The sequence below is a fragment of the Pseudoxanthomonas sp. PXM04 genome (genome assembly GCF_014851695.1).
Classification (GTDB): Bacteria; Pseudomonadota; Gammaproteobacteria; order Xanthomonadales; family Xanthomonadaceae; genus Pseudoxanthomonas_A; species Pseudoxanthomonas_A beigongshangi.
In genome coordinates this window covers 302,323-322,791 of the sequence record NZ_JACVAG010000001.1, presented here as the reverse complement: position 1 = coordinate 322,791, position 20,469 = coordinate 302,323, and the positions used below count along the sequence as shown (strand labels likewise).

The window sequence follows — 20,469 nt, the reverse complement described above, 5'->3', positions numbered from 1 at the left end:
CGGGAGGCGACGGCATGCTGGCGAAGATCGCGACATCCGGCCTGGCCAACCTGATCCTGCTGGCCGGCATTCCTTTCCTGCTCTACTGGGGCTGGCACCGCTGGCGGCACCGGCGCGCCTTGGCCGAGGTCGCCTGCCGCGCCGGGCTGCGGCTCGGCGCGCCCCGCTATCTGGCCTATGCGGCGGTTGCCGCGCTCTTCAACATCGCCGTCCTGCTCGCCTGGTCGCCGCCGATCTCGTCCTTCACCAGCCACGATTCGCCGCAACGGGTGTTTGAAGGACTGGGATTGAGCGGAACTTCGCTGCTGATGGCGCTGATCTACGGCGTCGTCACCACGGGCTTCTGCGAGGAATTCCTGTTCCGCGGCCTGCTTGCCGGCAGCCTGTCGCGGCGACTGCCGGCCTGGCTCGCCAACGGTTTGCAGGCTTTCCTGTTCCTGCTGCCACACCTGCTGGTGCTGCGGGTACGGCCGGAGCTGTGGCCACTGCTGCCGGTGGTGTTCGTGGCCGCGCTGTTCCTGGGCTGGCTGCGAATCCGTTCCGGATCCATCATGGGGCCCTGGCTGTTCCATGCCGCCATCAACGTCGCCACCTGCCTTTACGTCGCCCTGGGAAGCTCCGCATGATCACCCCCGCATCGCCCGGCTCCACCCGCCCGTCTTCTTTCCGGATTCCATCCCTTCGCCTCGCCCTGCGAATGCTCGCCCTGCTCTCCACCGCCATGTTGCTGGCCGGCTGCGCCACCCGGCCGGTGTCCCCGCATGGCGGGTTCGTCGAGCGCCAGGTCGAGGTCGCCGGCAAGACGCATCGCTACCAGGTGTTCGTGCCGGCCGGCCATGGCCGCGGCAGGATGCCGGTGATCCTGTTCCTGCACGGTTCCGGCGAACGCGGCGAGGACAACCAGTTGCAGATGAAGGTCGGCCTGCCGCCGCACCTGCGCCAGCACCTGGATGACTTTCCCGCCATCGTGGTGATTCCGCAGGCGCCGGCCGAAACCGAATGGACCCAGGAGGCCGGTACGATCGCGCTGGCCGCGCTGGATGCTTCGATGAAGGAATTCGACGGCGATCCCGATCGCGTCTACCTGACCGGCCTGTCGATGGGCGGTTATGGCACCTGGGAACTGGCCTTGCAGCAGCCTCAGCGCTTCGCCGCGCTGGTGCCCATCTGCGGCGGCCTGACCGTGGACTGGACCGACCAGCGTCCGAGCATGGTCGCGCACAGCGTGGCCAACGTGCCGGATCCGTTCGCCGAAGCCGCGCGCCGGCTCAAGCACGTGCCGGTCTGGATCTTCCACGGTGGCAAGGATGATCTGGTGCCGCCGGTGCAGTCGCGCCGGATGGACGCGGCGCTCAGGCAGGCCGGCGGCGACGTGCGCTACACCGAATTCCCCGACGCCAACCACAACTCCTGGGATCCGGCCTACGCCACCCCGGAACTGTGGACCTGGCTGTTCCAACAACATCGCTGAGATTCCATGGCCGAACTGCTCCACGACTACTTCACTCCCGGCTGGCGCGAGCGCGCGCAGGCCTGCGCCTGCGGCTGGCAGGGCGATTCGCGCGCCATGCAGATGGATCTGCAGGACGAAGTCACCGACTACGCCTGTCCCGAATGCGGCAACCTGCTGCTGATCGTCAGCCATCCGGATCGGGAGCAGGTCCGGCGGGCCGCCGCCGCCGGCCATCCCGAGGCCATCCAGCAACTGGCCCTGCTGGAAGAGGCGGAGCGCTTCCTGGGCGAACGCTGACGCCGTCCGTCGCCCGGCCCTCAACCGGCGCCCGCCGCCGCCGATAACCCGGCGCCCCTTCACGAAAAGATCCGCGCCGAGCACTGTCCATGGCCGAACCTTCCGATGCCCCTCCCGGCCTGACCGGCGGTTTCCGTCGCCTGTGGGCGCGCGGCCACAAGCGCGCGCAGCCGTCGGCCGGCACGGGACTGGCGCCGCACGACGCCGCGCGCCCGCTCATCAATGCCGCGCAGTTGCAGGCCCTGTTCGCCCACGCCGACACGCCGCCGGCGCTGGTCGCCGCGTTCGCCGATGGACTCGCGGGCCTGGGCGGCGAACTGCGCGGCATGGGCCAGCGCCTGCAGGCCGCCTGCGCCGACGGTGACTGGAATGCCTACGGGCGCGCCATGCGCCAGTTGATCGACAAGTACATCCGCACCATTCCCGACGAACCGGTACCCGGTAGCGATGTTCCCAGCGAATCGGAGCAACTGCGCGGCCTGCTCCACCACACCCTGGTGATGGCGGTGGAAACACTGCTGCGCGAGGACGCGCGCCTGTACCCCCAGGCCCAGTCGGTGGCCGATCAGCTCAAGGGCTGGCAACCGGGCCAGCCGCTGGCCGCGCTCGAGGGCCAACTCAAGGATCTGTGCCACGCCATCGGCCAGGCCAGCCACGAGACCAGCGACGCGCAGGAATTGCTGCGCAGCCTGTTCGATCTGTTGCTGGAGAACGTCGGCGAGCTGCTGGAGGACGGCAGCTGGCTGCAGGATCAGATCGCGGCCGCGCGCAGCCTGCTGTCCGGCCCGCTGGATCGCGAACGCCTGGAGGAAACCCGCAGCGGCCTGCGCGAGGTGATCTACAAGCAGGGCCTGCTCAAGCAGGGACTCAACGAATCGAAGGCGGCGATGAAGGACATGATGGTCACCTTCGTCGAACGACTCGACGGGATGGCCAGCAGCACCGGCGAATTCCACGACCGCATCAGCTTCCACGCGCAGGCGGTCCGCGACAGCCGCAGCATCGCCGAACTCGGCAAGCGGATGGAGGACATCCTGGAAGACACCGCCCAGCTGCAACGGCAGGCGCTGCGCGCCCGCGACGATCTGTGCGCGGTGCGCGAGGAAGCCGAGGCGGCCGAACGCCGCGTCGCCAGCCTGGAGCAGGAATTGCAGTCGGTGTCCAACCTGGTGCGGATCGATCAGCTCACCGAGGCCCTGAACCGGCGCGGCTTCGAGGAACTGTTCCGGCGCGAATCCAGCCGTGCCCTGCGCAGCGGCCAGCCGCTGTGCCTGGCACTGCTGGACCTCGACGACTTCCGCCTGGTCAACGCCACCCACGGCCATCTCGGCGGCGACGCTGCGCTGCGCCATGTGGTCGCGGTGGTGCGCGGCGCGCTGCGCGGCAGCGATGCGATCGGCCGTTTCGGCGGCGAGGAATTCGTGCTGCTGCTGCCGGACACCTCGTTGCGCGAGGCGGAGGCGATCGTCGCGCGCGCCCTGCAACGGCTGGCGCAGCGTCCGCTCCTGCACGAGGGCGAACGATTGGCGGTGACCTTCAGCGCCGGCGTGGCGCCGTGGCGCGCCGGCGAAACGCAGGACGCGCTGGTCGAGCGCGCCGATCGCGCGATGTACGAGGCCAAGGCCGCCGGAAAGAACCGGGTGGCGGCGGCGCGCGACTGAAACGCGCCGCCTCCGGACTCAACCGAGCAGCGTTTCCAGCACCGCCATGCGGATGGCCACGCCGTTGCTGACCTGGCGCAGCACCAGCGACTGCGGGCCGTCGGCGACCTCGTCGGTGATTTCCACGCCGCGGTTGATCGGGCCCGGATGCAGCACCACCGCGTCCCTGGCCGCGCGGCCCAACCGGGCCTGGGTCAGGCCGTAGTCGCGGTGGTAGTCGTCGAGCGAGGCGACCAGGCCCTCCTCCATCCGCTCGCGTTGCAGGCGCAGCATCATCACCGCGTCCACGCCTTCGAGCATGGCGTCGAAATCATCCCCCACGGTACAGCCGGCCAGGGTGTCGTCGTCGGGCAGCAGCGACTGCGGGCCGCATACCCGGATCTCGCCGGTGCCCAGCGTGCGCAGCGCATGCAGGTCCGAACGCGCCACGCGCGAATGCTTGACGTCGCCGACGATCAGCACCTTCAACCGCGAGAAATCCGCGCCCTTGGCCTGGCGCAGGGTCAGCGCGTCCAGCAGGCCCTGGGTGGGATGGGCGCTGCGGCCATCGCCGGCGTTGACCAGGGTGGTGCCCTCGCCCGCCACTTCGGCCAGCGCGTCCACCGCGCCGTCCTCCGAATGCCGCACCACGAAACCGCGCACGCCCATGGCTTCCAGGTTGCGCAGGGTGTCGCGGGCGGTCTCGCCCTTGCGCGTGGAGGAGGCGGAGGCGTCGAAGTTCAGCACGTCCGCGCCCAGCCGCTGCGCCGCGATCTGGAACGAACTGCGCGTGCGGGTGGAAGGTTCGAAAAAGAGCGTGCACACCGTGGTGCCGTCCAGCAGGTTGCGGCGCTGGGTGCGGCCCAGCGCGGTGTCGCGGATCTGGCCGGCGCGATCCAGCAGGCGGCAAAGGGTTTCGCGGGGAAGACCATCGAGGGTCAGCAGGTGCCGCAGGCGTCCATCCGAATCGATTTGCTGGGTCATTGGCTCAGTTCTGGAATGCAAGGGTCGGGACCGGCATGCCGCGGCGACGCCGGGTTCCGGAGGGTGGGTGGATGGCGGGTTTGCCGGTCGCGGCGACGGAAGCCGGGGCCGGAAGCAATGAAAACGGAACGGGAGCGTGCCCGGTGATGGCCAGGAGGATCGCCGCCTCGCTCAAAGGGTCACCTGCGTGGCGTCCTGCGGCGCCGCCAGCCAGCGCTCGATGATCACCGCCGCGGCCACCGCGTCCAGCGCCGCCGCGTCGCGCTTGCGCTTGCGGCCTTCGGCGCGATCCAGCGCGAACCGCTGCGCGGCTTCGACCGAACTGGCGCGTTCGTCCACCAGCACCACCGGCAGCTTGTAGCGCGCATGCAGTTCGCGCGCGAACGCCTGCGCGCGCTTGCGGTTGGGCTGGTCGCCGCCTTCCAGGGTCATCGGATCGCCGACCACCAGGCCGTCCGGCCGCCATTCCGCATGCAGGCGATCCAGCGCCGGCCAGTCCGGTCCGTGCGCGTGCACGTCCACCACCGCCAAAGCGCGCGCGCCGCTGCCGAAGGCGCTGCCCACGGCCACGCCGATGCGTCGCGCACCGACGTCGAACCCCAACACCGTGCCATCCAACTTCATGGCCGACTCCGGGAACGCCGGCCGGACTCCGGCGGCGGGCAGGCTTGCCTTCCGGGAGCGGCGTGGCGGTTCCGGCGACAGGGTTTCATGCGTGCCCGCTGTAGTCTGTGAGCCTGGTCATGTCTACACCGATCAGGCCGCCAGCGGCCTGCCAGCGCCGTTCCAGCGGCATCCCGAACAGCACGCCCGCATCGGCCGGCGCGGTCAGCCAGGCGTTCTCGCCCAGTTCGAATTCCAGTTGTCCTGCGCCCCAGCCTGCGCAGCCCAGGGTGACGATGGCGTGTTCCGGCCCGTTGCCGGCGGCCATCGCCTCCAGGATGTCGCGCGAAGTGGTCAGGTACAGGCCATCGGCGACGGTCAGGGTGGAATCCCACGCCCGCGCATCATCGTGCAGCACGAATCCGCGCTCGGGATGGACCGGGCCGCCGTTGAGCACGATCTGCTCGCGCAGGCCCTCGTCCGGCGTGTCCAGTTGCATCTGCTGCAGGACTTCGCCCAGGGTGTACTCGGAGGGACGATTGACCATCACTCCCATCGCCCCCTCCCCGTCGTGCTGGCAGATCAGGGTCACGCTGCGGGCGAAATTGGGGTCATCCAACGCCGGCGAGGCGATCAGCAGCTGGTTGGCGAGGAAGGGTTCGGCGGACATGGGCGCCATTTTAGCCCGACCGCGCTACCCTGACCGCATGAGCGGATACTGCGACATCGCCCCGGGCCATCCGGTCCACGGCCCCTATCACGACCACGAATACGGCTTTCCCCAGCGGGAAGAGGCGGTCCTGTTCGAGCGCCTGCTGCTGGAAATCAACCAGGCCGGGCTCAGCTGGGAAACCATCCTGCGCAAGCGCGAGGGGTTCCGGCGCGCCTACCATGGCTTCGACGTGGATACCGTGGCCGCCTATGGAGATGCGGACCGGGCCCGGCTGCTGGCCGACCCGGGCATCATCCGCAACCGCCTGAAGGTGGACGCGGCGATCCACAACGCCGGGGTCATCCAGGCGCTGCGCGGATCCCATGGCGGCTTCGCCGCCTGGCTGGACACCCACCACCCGCTCGGCAAGCCCGAATGGATCAAGCTGTTCAAGCGGACCTTCCGCTTCACCGGCGGCGAGATCACCGGCGAGTTCCTGATGAGCCTGGGTTACCTGCGCGGCGCGCATCGCGATAGTTGCCCGGCCCATGCGCGCATCACCGCGTTGTCCCCGCCCTGGCAGACAGCGGGCTGATCCGGACGCCGGAAGCATGCGTCCGGTGCTCCGCTGAAAACTGGTAAGCGCTGCTTACCACCCTGGATTCAATCTTCCCCGCCCGCGTCCGATATCGGAAGGGCGCGTCGCGCATTGGTTGATGCAGCGGTTGCGGGCATACTCCGGCCATCATGGCCACTCGGGGGAGACAGGCATGAAGGGAGTCGTGTTCACCGAGTTCATGGAGATGATGGACAGCCGCTTCGGTCCCGAACTGACCGAACGCGTGCTGGAAGCCGCGCATCTGCCCAGCGGCGGCATCTACACCGCCGTCGGCACCTACGATCACACCGAACTGCTGGCCCTGGTCGAGCAACTCAGCCTTGCGGTCGGATTGCCCGCAACCACGCTCGTGCGCGAATTCGGCCACTACCTGTTCGGGCGTTTCGTGAAGAGCTATCCGCGCTTCTTCCAGGATGTGCACTCCGCGTTCGATTTCATCGAACAGGTGGACAACCACGTGCACGTCGAAGTGCTGAAACTCTATCCCGGCGCCGAGTTGCCAAGCTTCCGCAGCGAACGCCCCGACGATCGCCGGATGCTGTTCGACTACCGCTCCAGCCGCCCGCTGGCGGATCTGGCCGAAGGCCTGATCGCCGGATGCGTGGATCACTACGGCGAACGCGTGCGCATCGAACGCATGCCGCTGGCCGCCGACGGCGGCGGCACCGCGGTCCGCTTCCAGCTGACCCGGATGGACTGATCCCGGACGCCCCGCATGGACGAACTGCAACTGCTCAGACGGAGACTGGAGCGCGAAAAACAGGCACGTCGCGCGGCCGAGCTGTTCATCGAGGAAAAGAGCCTGGAGCTGTACATCGAGCAGCAGAAGCGCGAGCAGGCATTCCAGGCCCTGCAGGCGCAGACCGTCGCCACCAACACGCTCAACCGGCAACTGCAGGAAGAAATCAGCCGCCGCATCCAGGCCGAAACGCTGGAGAGCTTCCTCGAACGGATCGTGCAGGATCATCCGCTGCACAGCATCCTGGTCGAACTCACCCGCATGGTCGAGGCGCAGACGCCCGGCGGCCGCTGCTTCATCGCCGTGCACGCCGACGGCGAACTCTTCCACGCCGAGCGCGAATCCTCGGAAGGACGCGATCCAATCATCCAGGCGCCGCTGCACTGGCTGCCCGGCGGCGCCCACGAACAGCGCCACATCCAGTGGGTCGAGGACGTCCACCGGCATCCGGTCTGGCGCCGCCATTGCGACAGTGGCCTGCTCGACGGCCTGGGCAGCGCGTGGACGGTGCCGCTGACCACCGCGCATGGCGAACACATCGGCGAGTTCGCCCTGCATCCGCCGGACGGGCGCGCGCCCAGCGAATCGGAGCTGGAATGGATGATGATGATCAGCGGCCTGGCCGCGCTGGCGATCGGCCATCGGCAACTGGCCGACAACCTCAATCACCAGGCCCACCACGACGCCCTGACCGACCTGCCCAACCGCTTCCTGTTCCGCGACCGGCTGAACCAGGCCATCGCGCACGCGCGTCGCGAGGATCACCGGGTCGGCGTGCTGTTCCTGGATCTGGACGGCTTCAAGCACATCAACGACACCCTCGGCCACCAGCAGGGCGACAACGTGCTGATGGCGACCACCCGCCGCATCCGCCGCCTGCTGCGTGAAACCGATACCCTGGCGCGCATGGGTGGCGACGAGTTCACCCTCATCCTGCCGGGCATGAAGAGCGTCGCCGACGCCACCCGCATGGCGGAACGCTGCCTGGAATCGCTGCGCCGGCCCATCCCGATGGACGGGCACGAGCTGTATGTCACCGGCAGTATCGGTATTGCCCTGTTTCCCGATGACGCCCGCGATGCCGAACAATTGCAGCGCAACGCGGACGCGGCGATGTACCGCGCCAAGGCGCGCGGCAAGAACTGCTTCGAGTTCTTCACGCCCGCCCTGACCGCCGGCAGCCGCGAGTTGCTCGACCTGCGCGCGGATCTGCACCACGCGCTGGAAGAGGGCCAGTTGTCGCTGCATTACCAGCCCCAGTACCGCGCCGACGGCGTGCTGCTCGGCTTCGAAGCGCTGATGCGCTGGCACCATCCGCGCCATGGCGCCATCCCGCCCAGCCGCTTCATTCCCATCGCCGAGGAATCCGGGCTGATCCTGGCCATCGGCCAATGGGCGCTGGAACACGCCTGCCGGCAGATGGCGCAATGGCAGGCCAGCGGCGTCGCCCACCTGCTGATGGCGGTCAACCTGTCGGCGGTGCAGTTGCAGCAGGAGGACTGGACCCGCACCGTCGCCCGCATCCTGGACGCCACCGGCCTGCCGGCCGCATCGCTGGAACTGGAACTGACCGAGAGCCTGGTGATGCAGGACGTCCAGTCCACCGCCCGCCACCTGCGCGAACTCCGCGAACTGGGCGTACGCGTGGCCATCGACGACTTCGGCACCGGCTATTCGTCGTTGAACTACCTGCGCCAGCTGCTGGTGGACACGCTGAAGATCGATCGCTCCTTCATCAGCGAGATCGAGGCCTCCGCCGATACCGGACTGCACTATCCGATCATCCGCAGCATCATCGAACTCGGCCACAGCCTGGGCCTGTCCCTGATCGCCGAAGGCGTGGAAACCGAACACCAGGCCAGCATCCTGCGCGCGCTCGGCTGCGACGGCCTGCAAGGCCACCTGTTCGCCCCGCCGATGACCGCCAGCGACTGCGAAACCCTGCTCCGCCAGCTCCGCGCCCTTCCGTAGAGCGGTCCAACCGCGCACAGACCCCTAACATCCCAGCGCGCGTGATTTCCCTTCCCCCGCTTGCGGAGGAAGGTGCCGAAGGCGGATGGGGGCAAATCCTTCCGCACATGGCGACCCCACATCAGGCGCCGCACCCCGACGTTCCCTTATGCGGGCAGATGACGCCTAAAGCGCCCTCTTCCGGCGCTTCGCGCCACCTTCTCCCGCAAGCGGGAGAAGAGTTTCACCCTGCACGGCCAGCAGCCCCGCCACGCAGTCCACATCGAACACCAACAACTCCCTTCCCCCGCAACGCGGGGGAAGGTGCCGAAGGCGGATGGGGGCAAATCCGTCCGCACATGGCGCCCCACATCAGGCGCCGCACCCCGACGTTCCCTTATGCGGGCAGATGACGCCTAAAGCGCCCTCTTCCGGCGCTTCGCGCCACCTTCTCCCGCAAGCGGGAGAAGAGTTTCACCCTGCACGGCCAGCAGCCCCGCCACGCAGTCCACATCGAACACCAACAACTCCCTTCCCCCGCAACGCGGGGGAAGGTGCCGAAGGCGGATGGGGGCAACACCGATAGCGCACAAAGCACCTCTTCCCGCGCCGCGCGCCACCTTCTCCCACACCCTACACGGCAGGCAACACCGCCACGCAATCAGCATCCAGCTTCAAATCCGCCAGCGCATCCGCTCGGGTCTGCCCACGATTGAGCAAGGCAATCGGCTTGCCCGCCTCATGCGCGATGCGGGCGAAACGGAAGCCCGAATAGACCATCAGCGAAGACCCCACCACCAGCAATGCCTCCGATGCGTCCAGCGCCGCCAACGCCCGCTCATAACGCTCACGCGGCACGTTCTCGCCGAAGAACACCACGTCCGGCTTCAGCATGCCGCCGCAGACATCACACGGCGGCACCCGGAACCGGCTGAAATCCAGCCCCTCCAGATCCGCATCGCCATCCGGCGCGGTCGCCGCCTCCAGTCCATGCCAACCAGGATTCGCAGCGTGCAGGCGTTCCTGCAACGCCGCCCGCGCAGACAACGCCCGGCATTGCAGGCACACCACCTGATCGATGCGCCCATGCAGATCGATCACATCGCGGCTACGCGCACGCTCGTGCAGGCCATCGACGTTCTGGGTCAGCAACTGCGACAACCGCCCGCCCTGCCACGCCGCCAGCGTCCAGTGCGCCGCATTCGGTTGCGACTGCGCCATCCGCGGCCAGCCCACGAAACTGCGCGCCCAGTAGCGCGCATTGGTCAACGGATCCCCGGTGAACGCCTGATACGTCACCGGCGGCGTGCGCTTCCACTGGCCGTCGGCGTCGCGATAGTCGGGAATCCCGGAGGCCGTGCTGCAACCGGCTCCGGTCAATACGAACACACGGTCGAACGGAAGCAACCATTCGCGCAGGCGTTCGGCGGCATCGGTGTGCGGAGCGGTCAGGGCGATCGACATGCCGTCATCATACGGCGGGCCAGGCACGGGAGCTGTCTTTGAACCGCGCGCCGCCCCGCCGTCATGAATCTCCGGCCCCGGTAATCATTGAGAAAGGTACTGCGCCCTGCTTCCGCTAAGCCGCTGGCACAAGGGTCGACAAAAAATAAATCAGCAAACCCAGCAACAAGATCGCCCAGCAGGCGCCACCGACGACGATCCCCAGCCAGTTCCAGGCATTGAAGCCGTCTTCGTCCCGATACACCGTGGCGTCGATGAACTGGTTGTAGCGACGTGCCCTCGCGTTCATCGGCAACAGCGGCAGCACCGATAGCGGAGACAGCAACCACAGCGGGCCGGGCAACAGCACGGAGAGCGCCAGCACGACATAGGCGATGGCCAGCAGTCCCGCCGGAGCCCTTTTTTCCCGCGTGCCATCGGCGGCGATTCGGTTGATCGCACGGAAACAGGCGTAGGCATAGAAGAGGGCGAAGATCGAGCGCCAGGCAGGATTGAATTGCCTGCGATCATGCTGCCTGACCGCGCGCCAGGCGCGGTAGAACCACCAGACGGCGTACCAGCCCAGGGTAAACACCATCATCACCACCAGCTTCAAGGTGGGTGGTGCGAGGAAAAATGGCTTGGCGCGCGTGGCCGGCCGCTCTTCGATGGCCCCATCGGGTGCCCGATAGGGGCTGCTGTCCAGACCGGTATCCATCCCGTCAGATCATGCGCCTCAGCGCACTTCCGCCACTTCCACCCCATCCAGCCCCTGCGCCAGGGTGCGGGCGTCGCCGCCCTGGGAGAGTTTGATGCGCAGGCGGACTTCGTTCTGGGAGTCCGCGTAGCGCAGGGCGTCCTCGTAGGAGATTTCGCCGGCCTGGTACAGCTCGAACAGGCTCTGGTCGAAGGTCTTCATGCCGAGGTTGGTGGATTCCTTCATCAGTTCCTTCAGCTTGTGGATCTCGCCGTCGCGGATGTAGTCCTGGACCAGCGGGGTGCCGAGCAGGATTTCCATCGCCACGCGGCGGCCCTTGCCGTCCGGCGTGGGAATCAGCTGCTGCGCGACCACGCCCTTGAGATTGAGCGAGAGGTCCATCAGCAGCTGGGTGCGGCGGTCTTCCGGGAAGAAGTTGATGATGCGGTCCATCGCCTGGTTGGCGTTGTTGGCATGCAGGGTGCACAGCACCAGGTGGCCGGTTTCGGCGAAGGCGATGGCGTGGTCCATGCCCTCGCGGGTACGCACCTCGCCGATCATGATCACGTCCGGCGCCTGGCGCAGGGTGTTCTTCAGCGCGGCGTCCCAGCTGTCGGTGTCGATGCCGACCTCGCGCTGGGTGATGATGCAACCCTCGTGCTTGTGCACGAATTCGATCGGGTCCTCGATGGTGATGATGTGGCCGGTCGAGTTCTGGTTGCGGTAGCCGATCATCGCCGCCAGCGAGGTCGATTTGCCGGTGCCGGTGGCGCCGACGAAGATGATGATGCCGCGCTTGGTCATCGCCAGCGTCTTGATCACCGGCGGCAGGTTCAACTCCTCCACCGTCGGGATGCGGGTCTCGATGCGGCGCAGGACCATGCCGACCTGGTTGCGCTGGTAGAAACAGCTCACGCGGAAACGGCCCACGCCAGCCACGCCGATGGCGAAGTTGCACTCGTGGGTCTTTTCGAATTCCTCGCGCTGGGCCGGCGTCATCACGTTCAGCACCAGGTCGCGCGACTGCTGCGGCGTCAGCGGCGTCTGGGTGATCGGCGAAATCTTGCCGTGGACCTTGATCGACGGCGGCATGCCGGCGGTGATGAACAGGTCCGACGCCTTCTGGTGCGCCATCAGCTTGAGGAAGGAGGTGAAGTCGATGCTGCTCATGGGTGGCTCCCTGTGGGAGCCGGGATTGGGGATTGGAGATTGGGGATTCGCATCCCGTCTCGACTCTTGAATCCCGGCTTTTGCGAATCTCTAATCCCGAATCTCGAATCCCGACGCTTACTCGAACAACCGCTTGTCCTTCGCGTATTCCTTCGCCTGCTGGCGGGTGACCAGGCTGCGCTTGACCAGGTCCTGCAAGTGCTGGTCGAGGGTCATCATGCCGTACTGCTGGCCGGTCTGGATGGACGAATACATCTGCGCCACCTTGTCCTCGCGGATCAGGTTGCGGATGGCGGGGGTGCCGACCATGATTTCCCAGGCCGCGGTACGTCCGCCGCCGACCTTCTTCAGCAGCGCCTGGCTGATCACCGCGCGCAGCGATTCGGACAGCATCGAGCGGACCATCGGCTTCTCGCCGGCCGGGAACACGTCGATGATGCGGTCGACGGTCTTGGCCGCCGAACTGGTATGCAGGGTCGCGAACACCAGGTGGCCGGTCTCGGCGGCGGTCAGCGCCAGCCGGATGGTTTCCAGGTCACGCAATTCGCCCACCAGGATGTAATCCGGGTCCTCGCGCAGCGCCGAGCGCAGCGCCTCGTTGAAACCGTGGGTGTCGCGGTGCACTTCGCGCTGGTTGATCAGGCACTTCTGCGAGGTGTGCACGAACTCGATGGGGTCTTCCACCGTCAGGATGTGCGCGTACTCGTTCTTGTTGATGTGGTCGATCATCGCCGCCAGCGTGGTCGACTTGCCCGAACCGGTCGGGCCGGTCACCAGGATCAGGCCCTGCGGCTGGGCGATCAGGTCGCGGAACAGCGGCGGGCAGCCCAGGTCTTCCAGGGTCAGCACGTCGGAGGGAATGGTACGGAACACGGCGCCGGCGCCGCGGTTCTGGTTGAACGCGTTGACGCGGAAGCGGGCCAGGCTGGGAATCTCGAACGAGAAGTCCACTTCCAGGAATTCTTCGTAATCGCGCCGCTGCTTGTCCGACATGATGTCGTAGACCAGCGCGTGGACCTGCTTGTGGTCCAGGGCCGGGATGTTGATGCGGCGGACGTCGCCGTCGACGCGGATCATCGGCGGCAGGCCTGCCGACAGATGCAGGTCCGATGCCTTGTTCTTGACCGAAAACGCCAACAGCTCGGCGATATCCATAGGTTTGCCTTCCCCCGAAATAGTGCTGCAAAACTGGAACGATGCTGCCCCTGAAGGCAGTATAGCGCTCCCCAATGACCTTCCAACCGCCCCCGGATGATGCTCGCCGACACCCTTCGCGACACCCTGCAACGTATTGAAAACGCTGCGGATGCCGCCCATCGGCCAGCCCCCCGCCTGCTGGCCGTGTCCAAGACCCAGCCGGGCGCGGCGGTGGCCGCGCTGGCCGCCGCCGGACAGCGGTCGTTTGGTGAGAATTATGTGCAGGAAGCGGCCGCCAAGGTCCGTGATCTGGTCGAGCTTTCGCTGGATTGGCACCTGATCGGGCACCTGCAATCCAACAAGGCCGAGCTCGCCGCGCAGTTGTTCGACTGGGTGGAAACGGTGGACCGGCCCAAGCTGGTGGCCGCGCTCGCCCGCCATCGCCCGGCCAACCGACCGCCCTTGAACGTGCTCATCCAGGTCAACATCGACGACGAAGCCAGCAAGCACGGCTGTGCGCCCGCCGAGCTGCCCGCGCTCGCCGCCGCCATTGCCGCCGAACCCCGGCTGGCCCTGCGCGGACTGATGTGCATCCCCATTCCGCATGCGGATCCGGAGCTGCGCCGTCCGGCGTTCGTGCGCATGAAGGCGCTGTACGACGCGCTGGCGACGGCGCATCCCGGCGTGGACACGCTGTCGATGGGCATGAGCGACGACTACCCGATCGCCATCGCCGAAGGCGCCACCCAGATCCGCATCGGCACCGCGCTGTTCGGGCGCCGGCCGGATTGATGCTTTAAGCCGGATACACAGTCTCTAGAACTCCCCGAGGTCATGCCCCTCCCCCGCCTGCGGTGGCGGGCATTGCATGGGCAGTGGGACTGGGGACGATGTTCGCGTGGCATCTGCATCGCGTGCGGAAGCACCGGCGGTTGTCCATCCTGTTGTCCGACGCGGCGATTCTGGCGGTGGTGCTGTTTTTCGTTGGCGTCATGCTCGGCGCGACCTTGGGCCAGGGCGGGCGTTGCAGCCTGTTCTAGCGGCGGCCCTTGCCGGCGCGGAGGCTGCGCTAGAATCACCGCGGTTCTCCAACGGATCGCATCCATGCCATCGCCCGCCTCGTCTTCGTCCACTCCGCTCGCTTTCATCGGTGGCGGCAACATGGCGCGCAGCCTGATTGGCGGGCTGATTGCGCGCGGGCATGCGCCGGAGGCCATTCACGTGGCCGAGCCGGTGGAGGCGCTGCGCGACGCGCTGGCGCGGGACTTCGGCGTGCGGGTGCACGCGAGCGCCACCGATGCGGCCGCTGATGCCGATATCTGGCTGCTGGCGGTCAAGCCGCAGGTGATGCGCACGGTCTGCGGCGATCTGTCCGCATTGGCGCGGGCGCGGCGACCGCTGGCGATTTCGATTGCCGCCGGCATCACTGCCGCGCAACTGGAGCGGTGGCTGGGCGGCGATGTGGCGGTGGTACGGGCGATGCCCAATACGCCAGCGCTGCTGGGCGCCGGTATCACCGGGCTGTATGCGAACGATCGCGCCGACGCCGCGCAGCGCGACGCCGCGGCGGCCTTGCTGGCGGCGGTGGGTCCGACGGTGGCGATTGGCGAGGAACCGTTGATGGACGCGGTCACCGCGGTGTCCGGCAGCGGGCCGGCCTATGTGTTCCTGCTGGCCGAAGCGATGCAGGCGGCCGGCGAAGCCGAGGGCCTGTCCCCGGACGCGGCGCGCGAGCTGGCCACGCAGACCCTGCTGGGCGCGGCGCGCATGCTGGTCGAATCCGGCGAGCCGGCCGGCGTGCTGCGCGCGCGGGTGACCTCGCCCAACGGCACCACCCAGGCGGCCATCGAGACCTTCCAGGCCGGCGGCTTTGAAGCGCTGGTCGCAAAAGCCATCCACGCCGCCACCGAACGCGGACGCGAACTGTCCGCCGCCAACGACTGACACCGACGACTGCCATGAAGACCATCAAGACCGCCTGGATTGCCTGCACCCTGTCCCTCGCCCTGGCCGCGTGTTCGGCCGGCGAGGCGCCACGCGCCGCCGAGTTCGTGCAGCCGGTGCAGGCGCAGCAGGATTTCGGCTCGCTGCGCGTGCATTTCAACGCGCTGCCGACGCTGTCGCTGAGCGAGGCGGTGGCGCGCGAGTACCAGGTGCAGCGCGAGGCCGGCACCGCGCTGGTGGTGATTGCCCTGCGCCGGGTGGCCGGCGGCGAGGAAAGCGTCACCGAGGGCGAGGTCGAGGGCGAAGCGCGCGACCTGTCCGGCAAGCGGCAGGCGCTGGCGTTCCGCGCGGTGCGCACCGGTGATTACGTTGACCACATCGGCACGCTCAAGGTCGGTCCGCGCGACACCTATCGTTTCGATCTGACCGTGCGCGCCGACGGCCGCAGCGAGAAGCTGCAGTTCCAGCGCAATTTCTGAGCGGCGTACGCGCCTTCCCGGGCGCGCGATGCGGGTATCGTCGCCATCGTGGGTGCGCATGAACGCGCCGGTTGACCTCAACCGCGCTTGAGGGCGCAAGCTCCGCGACTCCCCCGCTCCGCTTCTCCTTCCATGGAATCGTCGTCCCTGTCTTCCTCCGCCGGCCCCGATATCGCGGCCGATCCGGCTCCGGCCATCACCACAACCGCCGAGGACGGCCTGCTGTCGCCGCGCCGTCGCGCGATGACCCTGGGCATGGTGGCGCTGGTGTCGCTGGGCGCATTCGAGGCGCTCGCCGTCGCGACCGCGATGCCGACCGTGGCGCGGGCGCTGGACGGCCTGTCGTTGTACGCGCTGGCGTTCGCCGGCACCTTGGCCGCGAGTGTGGTCGGCATGGTGCACGCCGGCCGCGCCAGTGATCGGCACGGTCCCGCGCGCGTGGTCTGGTGGGGCGTGGCGTGGTTCGTCGCCGGACTGATCGTGGCGGGACTGGCGCCGAACATGCCGGTGCTGCTGCTGGGGCGCGTTGTACAGGGCTTTGGCGGCGGCGCGATGTCGGTGGCGCTGTACGTGGTGGTGGCGCGCGCGTATCCGGAGGCGCTGCGCCCGCGCGTGTTTGCCGCGTTCTCGGCGGCATGGGTGGTGCCTTCGCTGATCGGCCCGAGCGTCAGTGGATTGATCGTGGAGCATGTGGGCTGGCGCTGGGTGTTCCTGGCGGTGCCGCTGCTGGCGATTCCGGCGGCCTGGGCATTGCGACCCGGCCTGAAGGCGTTGCCACCGACGATCGCCGAAACCACCGGCGGGCGATCGCTGCTGCCGTGGGCCGGGCTTGCGGCGGCGGCGGCCTGCCTGTTGCATCTGGCCGGACAGCGGCACGACGCGCGCGGCGCGCTGCTGCTGGCGGTGGCGCTGACGGGTTTGATCTGGGCGACGCGCAAGCTGTTGCCGGACGGCAGCCTCAGCCTGCGGCGCGGGTTGCCGAGCGTGATCGCGCTGCGCGGATTGGCAAGCGCGACCTTCTTTGGCGCCGAGGTGTTCATTCCGCTGATGCTGGCGCAGCAGTTCAAGTTGTCGCCGCTGTGGGCGGGTGTGGCGCTGAGTGTCGGCGCGCTGGGCTGGTCGATGGGTTCCTGGTACCAGGGCAACACGCGGCGTGCGTGGTCGCGCGCGACGCTGCTGCGGATTGGCCTGACGATGATGGCGATCGGCATCCTGCCGTTGCCGCTGGCGGTGTTCCTGCCAGGTGGATTGGGGCTGGCGCTGGTGGGCTGGGCGATCACCGGCATCGGCATGGGCCTGACCTACCCCAGCCTGTCGGTGCTGACGCTCTCGCTGTCGCCGCCGCAGGCGCAGGGGCGCAACAGTTCCGCCTTGCAGTTGATGGACGCGCTGGCGATCGCGACGGTGCTGGCACTGGCCGGATCGCTGGTGGCGGCGCTGCTGGATCGCGCGCCGACGCTGGCGTTCGGACTGAGTTTCGGGATGACCGTCGCCTTGGCGATCCTCGGTGCGCTGCTGGCCGGGCGCGTGCGTCCGGCCGATTGAAGCGTGCCGATTCGCCCGCTACTCAGGCGTGGCGCGCGGCCCAGGCCTGCACGATATCGGCGATCGCGCGCACGCCGTCGGTGAGCGCGGCCGGGCCGGGCTGGAGGATCAGCGGTGATTTGATCTCGTGCAGTTCGCCGTGGCGCACCGCCGGGATCGTGTCCCAGCCGGGCCGCGCGGCGACCCGCTCGGGGCGGAATTTCTTGCCGCACCACGATCCCAGGATGATGTCGGGCGCGCGCCGCACCACTTCGTCACCATTGGCGAGGATGCGCTGCTTCGCCAGCGGTTCAATCGACAGTTCCGGAAACACGTCGTCGCCACCGGCGATGCGCACGATTTCGGCGACCCAGCGGATGCCGGTGATGATCGGCTCGTCCCATTCCTCGAAGTACACGCGCGGGCGGCGCGGCAGTGCGGCGGCGGCCTGTTCGATGGTGCGCAGGCCATCCTCGATGCCGCGCGCGTAGGCGTCGGCCTTGTCGCTCGCGCCGACCAGCGCGCCCAGCCGGCGGATGTAGTCGAGGATGCCGTCCACGCTGCGGTGGTTGGCGATCCACACTTCCACGCCCTGCTTGATCAGCTCGGCGGCGATCTCGGACTGGATGTCGGAGAAACCGATGGCCAGATCCGGCTTGAGCGCCATGATCTCGCCGATCTTGGCGCTGGTGAACGCGCTGACCTTGGGTTTCTCGCGGCGCGCCTGCGGCGGCCGCACGGTGAAGCCGCTGATGCCGACGATGCGGTGCTGCTCGCCGAGCGCGTACAGCGTTTCGGTGGGTTCCTCGGTCAGGCAGACGATGCGTTGCGGGCCCATGCGTCAGTCGTCCAGGCGCTTGCGGAAATACACCACGCGCTCGGTTTCCTCGAAGCCGCAGGCGGCGTGCGCGGCCTGGCTGTCGCGGTTGTCGAGCAGCGCGTCGGATGCCAGTTCGCTGCATCCCTGTTCGCGCGTCCACGCTTCCACCGCCCGCACCAGCGCGCGGCCGATGCCACGGCCGCGCCAGGCCGGATCCACGTACCAGCCCTCCAGGAAGCCGACCGGCGAGGCCTCGGTGCCGTTGACGTAGTCATGCCGCAGGCTGGCCTCGGCGAAGGCGATGACCTGCCCGTCCGCATGGGTGGCCAGGAAACCGGCCGCGTCACCGGCGAGGAAATCCAGGATGTCGGCGGCCTGCTGGCCGGGCTCGTCCATCGGCCACAGATCCTGGCGCAGGCGCGCCCAGCCGGCGGTGTCGCGCGGTTGCGCCTGGCGGATGCTCCAGCCATCGCTCACGGGAACAGCATCCGCTTGGTCCACTGGCCGGCGGCGTCGCGCTCGTAGCGCCAGCGTTCGTGCAGGCGGAACTGCGCGCCGTACCAGAACTCGAACGCCTCCGGCACCACCCGGAAACCGCTCCAGCCGCTCGGGCGCGGCACGTCCTGGCCGGCGAAGCGCGCTTCGGTTTCGGCGATGCGCTGGTCGAAGGCGTCGGCCGAGGCCAGCGTTTCCGATTGATGGGAGGCCCAGGCACCGATCTGGCTCATGCGCGGGCGCGAGGCGAAGTAGGCGTCGGCCTCGGCCGCGTCGACCTGCTCCACCGCGCCTTCGATGCGCACCTGGATGCCGGCATCGCGCAGGCTGCGCCACAGGAACAGCAGCGCCGCGCGCGGATTGGTCTCCAGCTCGCGGCCCTTGTGGCTGTGCAGGTGGGTGTAGAACACGAAGCCGCGTTCGTCGAAGGCCTTCAGCAGCACGGTGCGCGCGGACGGGTGGCCGTCGGGGGTGGCGGTGGCCACGGTCATGGCATTGGCTTCCAGTTCGCGCGGGGAAGCCTGGGCTTCCTCGTAGAGTCCGGCGAACGTGGTCAGGGCTTCGGCGTACAGATCGGTCATTGCGCACCCGGCAGGTCGAGGGTGCCGCGCGGCGCGCGGCGGTCATGCGCTATTGTCGCGCGATGTCCGCATCCACGCATCCCGGCAACGGCGAGGGCTTCGCATCCGAATGGGTCGAGGCCGCGCTGGCGGCGGCGCTGTCGGTGCGCGCGGCGGTGCCGGTGCTGGCGATCAGCGGTTTGCAGGGTTCCGGCAAGTCCACGTTCGCGGCACAGATCGCCGCGCTGGCGCGGGCGCGCGGCCGGCATCCGGCGGTGCTGTCCATCGACGATGTCTACCTGACCCGCGCCGAACGCCAGCAACGGGCGCGCGCGGTCCATCCCCTGCTCGCCACCCGCGGTCCGCCCGGCACGCACGACGTGGGACTGGCCTGCGATCTGCTGGATGCACTGCGCGCGGGGCGGCCGGCGACGCTGCCGCGCTTCGACAAGTTGGCGGACGACCGTGCGCCCGAGTCGGCGTGGGAACGGCTGGAGGTGGCGGATCTGGTGATCTTCGAGGGCTGGTTCCTCGGCACGCCGGCCGAGCGGGACAACGCGCTGCGCGAGCCACTGAACGCGCTGGAGCGCGAGCAGGACGGCGATGGCCGCTGGCGGCAGTATTGCAACGACGCGCTGCGCCGCGACTATCCGGCGCTGTGGCGGCGATTCGATCGCCTGTGGTTCCTGCAACCGCCGGGCTTCGAGGTGGTCGCCGGCTGGCGCGCGCAGCAGGAGCGGGAGCTGGCGCGGGCGCGGCCGGACGCCGCGGCGATGGACGACGCCGGCGTGGCGAGGTTCGTGCAGTTCTTCGAGCGGGTCAGCCGGCAGGCGCTGCGCACGCTGCCGGATCTGGCCGATCGGACGCTGGCGCTGGATGAGCGCCGGCGGCCTCGGTGAGGCCTCCCCTCCTCCTTCCTTCCTCCTTGTGGGAGCGACGTAAGTCGCGATAGCCGCCGCGGGAAAGCCTCATCGCGACTGACACCCTGGGAAAGCCCCATCGCGACTTACGTCGCTCCCACAGGGAGGGTTGTTGTGGGGTTACGCCACCACGAAGCTGATGCGCAGGTTGACGCGCCATTCGGTGACGTTGCCGGCGTCGTCGGTCACCACCTTGATCTCGTTGACCCAGGCGCCCTTGATGCCCTTGACCGTCTCGGAGGTCTTCTTCAAGCCGACCTTCACCGCGTCTTCCATGCTGGTCTTGGAGGCGGCGTTGATTTCGATGATCTTGGCGACAGACATGGCGTTTCTTCCTTTTGCT

General features: G+C 68.3%; 24 protein-coding genes. 13 read left to right on the top strand and 11 right to left on the bottom strand.

The window, feature by feature from the left end:
* The first annotated feature begins 14 nt into the window (after positions 1–14).
* The 4 genes from IB228_RS01520 (at position 15) to IB228_RS01505 (ending at position 3,411) form a co-directional block, all read left to right on the top strand.
* A complete protein-coding gene (locus IB228_RS01520) occupies positions 15–626 on the top strand; it encodes a CPBP family intramembrane glutamic endopeptidase (protein WP_183643762.1) in 612 nt (203 codons plus the stop codon).
* 71 nt (positions 627–697) lie between these two features.
* The gene (locus tag IB228_RS01515; RefSeq protein WP_225562248.1) at positions 698–1,471 is read left to right on the top strand and encodes a prolyl oligopeptidase family serine peptidase; all 774 of its coding nucleotides are present in this window, start codon (positions 698–700) and stop codon (positions 1,469–1,471) included.
* A gap of 6 nt (positions 1,472–1,477) precedes the next feature.
* Positions 1,478–1,750 (top strand): hypothetical protein, encoded by a 273-nt coding sequence (locus tag IB228_RS01510; RefSeq protein WP_183643768.1) that lies wholly within the window; start codon positions 1,478–1,480, stop codon positions 1,748–1,750.
* A gap of 89 nt (positions 1,751–1,839) precedes the next feature.
* Positions 1,840–3,411 (top strand): GGDEF domain-containing protein, encoded by a 1,572-nt coding sequence (locus IB228_RS01505; protein ID WP_183643770.1) that lies wholly within the window; start codon positions 1,840–1,842, stop codon positions 3,409–3,411.
* A gap of 18 nt (positions 3,412–3,429) precedes the next feature.
* On the opposite strand, the gene IB228_RS01500 is transcribed toward IB228_RS01505, so the two are convergent.
* From IB228_RS01500 to IB228_RS01490, 3 genes are all read right to left on the bottom strand, one after another.
* Positions 3,430–4,374: an aspartate carbamoyltransferase catalytic subunit gene (locus IB228_RS01500; protein WP_192197377.1), complete on the bottom strand. Its 945-nt coding sequence runs from the start codon at positions 4,372–4,374 to the stop codon at positions 3,430–3,432.
* A 171-nt stretch (positions 4,375–4,545) separates the two neighbouring features.
* On the bottom strand, positions 4,546–4,998 hold the full coding sequence (gene ruvX, locus IB228_RS01495; RefSeq protein ID WP_141453772.1) for a Holliday junction resolvase RuvX: 453 nt from the start codon (positions 4,996–4,998) through the stop codon (positions 4,546–4,548).
* Positions 4,999–5,083: 85 nt separating this feature from the next.
* Positions 5,084–5,647, bottom strand: coding sequence for a YqgE/AlgH family protein (locus tag IB228_RS01490; protein ID WP_183643775.1), 564 nt, complete (start codon positions 5,645–5,647; stop codon positions 5,084–5,086).
* A gap of 37 nt (positions 5,648–5,684) precedes the next feature.
* Between IB228_RS01490 and IB228_RS01485 the strand changes: the two genes are divergently transcribed.
* From IB228_RS01485 to IB228_RS01475, 3 genes are all read left to right on the top strand, one after another.
* Entirely contained in the window at positions 5,685–6,224 is a 540-nt protein-coding gene (locus tag IB228_RS01485) for a DNA-3-methyladenine glycosylase I (protein WP_183643778.1), read from the top strand.
* A 175-nt stretch (positions 6,225–6,399) separates the two neighbouring features.
* Positions 6,400–6,948: a heme NO-binding domain-containing protein gene (locus IB228_RS01480; RefSeq protein WP_192197376.1), complete on the top strand. Its 549-nt coding sequence runs from the start codon at positions 6,400–6,402 to the stop codon at positions 6,946–6,948.
* A gap of 15 nt (positions 6,949–6,963) precedes the next feature.
* Positions 6,964–8,958, top strand: a complete 1,995-nt coding sequence (locus IB228_RS01475) for an EAL domain-containing protein (RefSeq protein ID WP_192197375.1) — start codon at positions 6,964–6,966, stop codon at positions 8,956–8,958.
* Between the two features lie 612 nt (positions 8,959–9,570).
* On the opposite strand, the gene IB228_RS01470 is transcribed toward IB228_RS01475, so the two are convergent.
* The 4 genes from IB228_RS01470 to IB228_RS01455 all read right to left on the bottom strand — a co-directional run bounded on the left by IB228_RS01470 (position 9,571) and on the right by IB228_RS01455 (position 13,402).
* Positions 9,571–10,401: an NAD-dependent protein deacetylase gene (locus tag IB228_RS01470; RefSeq protein ID WP_192197374.1), complete on the bottom strand. Its 831-nt coding sequence runs from the start codon at positions 10,399–10,401 to the stop codon at positions 9,571–9,573.
* 115 nt (positions 10,402–10,516) lie between these two features.
* Positions 10,517–11,098 (bottom strand): hypothetical protein, encoded by a 582-nt coding sequence (locus IB228_RS01465; protein WP_183643794.1) that lies wholly within the window; start codon positions 11,096–11,098, stop codon positions 10,517–10,519.
* A gap of 18 nt (positions 11,099–11,116) precedes the next feature.
* Positions 11,117–12,247 carry a PilT/PilU family type 4a pilus ATPase gene (locus IB228_RS01460; RefSeq protein ID WP_183643797.1) on the bottom strand — a complete coding sequence of 377 codons (1,131 nt, stop codon included), beginning with the start codon at positions 12,245–12,247 and terminating at the stop codon, positions 11,117–11,119.
* A gap of 117 nt (positions 12,248–12,364) precedes the next feature.
* The gene (locus IB228_RS01455; protein WP_141453781.1) at positions 12,365–13,402 is read right to left on the bottom strand and encodes a type IV pilus twitching motility protein PilT; all 1,038 of its coding nucleotides are present in this window, start codon (positions 13,400–13,402) and stop codon (positions 12,365–12,367) included.
* Between the two features lie 99 nt (positions 13,403–13,501).
* On the opposite strand from IB228_RS01455, the gene IB228_RS01450 reads away from it, so the two are divergent.
* The 5 genes from IB228_RS01450 (at position 13,502) to IB228_RS01430 (ending at position 17,352) form a co-directional block, all read left to right on the top strand.
* Positions 13,502–14,176, top strand: coding sequence for a YggS family pyridoxal phosphate-dependent enzyme (locus IB228_RS01450; protein WP_192197373.1), 675 nt, complete (start codon positions 13,502–13,504; stop codon positions 14,174–14,176).
* Between the two features lie 98 nt (positions 14,177–14,274).
* Complete coding sequence (locus IB228_RS01445) at positions 14,275–14,424, top strand: hypothetical protein (protein ID WP_192197372.1); 150 nt, start codon at positions 14,275–14,277, stop codon at positions 14,422–14,424.
* 64 nt (positions 14,425–14,488) lie between these two features.
* The gene (proC, locus tag IB228_RS01440; protein ID WP_192197371.1) at positions 14,489–15,328 is read left to right on the top strand and encodes a pyrroline-5-carboxylate reductase; all 840 of its coding nucleotides are present in this window, start codon (positions 14,489–14,491) and stop codon (positions 15,326–15,328) included.
* 14 nt (positions 15,329–15,342) lie between these two features.
* On the top strand, positions 15,343–15,807 hold the full coding sequence (locus tag IB228_RS01435; RefSeq protein ID WP_183643852.1) for a DUF4426 domain-containing protein: 465 nt from the start codon (positions 15,343–15,345) through the stop codon (positions 15,805–15,807).
* A 132-nt stretch (positions 15,808–15,939) separates the two neighbouring features.
* Complete coding sequence (locus IB228_RS01430) at positions 15,940–17,352, top strand: MFS transporter (RefSeq protein WP_183643855.1); 1,413 nt, start codon at positions 15,940–15,942, stop codon at positions 17,350–17,352.
* A 22-nt stretch (positions 17,353–17,374) separates the two neighbouring features.
* Here the strand turns inward: IB228_RS01430 and IB228_RS01425 are convergent, their stop codons facing one another.
* From IB228_RS01425 to pdxH, 3 genes are read right to left on the bottom strand one after another with little or no spacing between them, the layout of a single operon-like run.
* Complete coding sequence (locus tag IB228_RS01425; protein WP_192197370.1) at positions 17,375–18,169, bottom strand: ABC transporter substrate-binding protein; 795 nt, start codon at positions 18,167–18,169, stop codon at positions 17,375–17,377.
* 3 nt (positions 18,170–18,172) lie between these two features.
* On the bottom strand, positions 18,173–18,628 hold the full coding sequence (gene aac(6'), locus IB228_RS01420; RefSeq protein WP_183643862.1) for an aminoglycoside 6'-N-acetyltransferase: 456 nt from the start codon (positions 18,626–18,628) through the stop codon (positions 18,173–18,175).
* Positions 18,625–19,227 (bottom strand): pyridoxamine 5'-phosphate oxidase, encoded by a 603-nt coding sequence (pdxH, locus tag IB228_RS01415; RefSeq protein WP_192197369.1) that lies wholly within the window; start codon positions 19,225–19,227, stop codon positions 18,625–18,627. The genes aac(6') and pdxH overlap by 4 nt, the downstream gene beginning before the upstream one ends.
* 62 nt (positions 19,228–19,289) lie before the next feature.
* Between pdxH and IB228_RS01410 the strand changes: the two genes are divergently transcribed.
* On the top strand, positions 19,290–20,105 hold the full coding sequence (locus IB228_RS01410; protein WP_192197368.1) for a kinase: 816 nt from the start codon (positions 19,290–19,292) through the stop codon (positions 20,103–20,105).
* A 141-nt stretch (positions 20,106–20,246) separates the two neighbouring features.
* Here IB228_RS01410 and IB228_RS01405 read toward each other — a convergent pair whose 3' ends face one another.
* Positions 20,247–20,450 (bottom strand): dodecin family protein, encoded by a 204-nt coding sequence (locus tag IB228_RS01405; RefSeq protein ID WP_141453826.1) that lies wholly within the window; start codon positions 20,448–20,450, stop codon positions 20,247–20,249.
* Positions 20,451–20,469 lie beyond the last annotated feature (19 nt).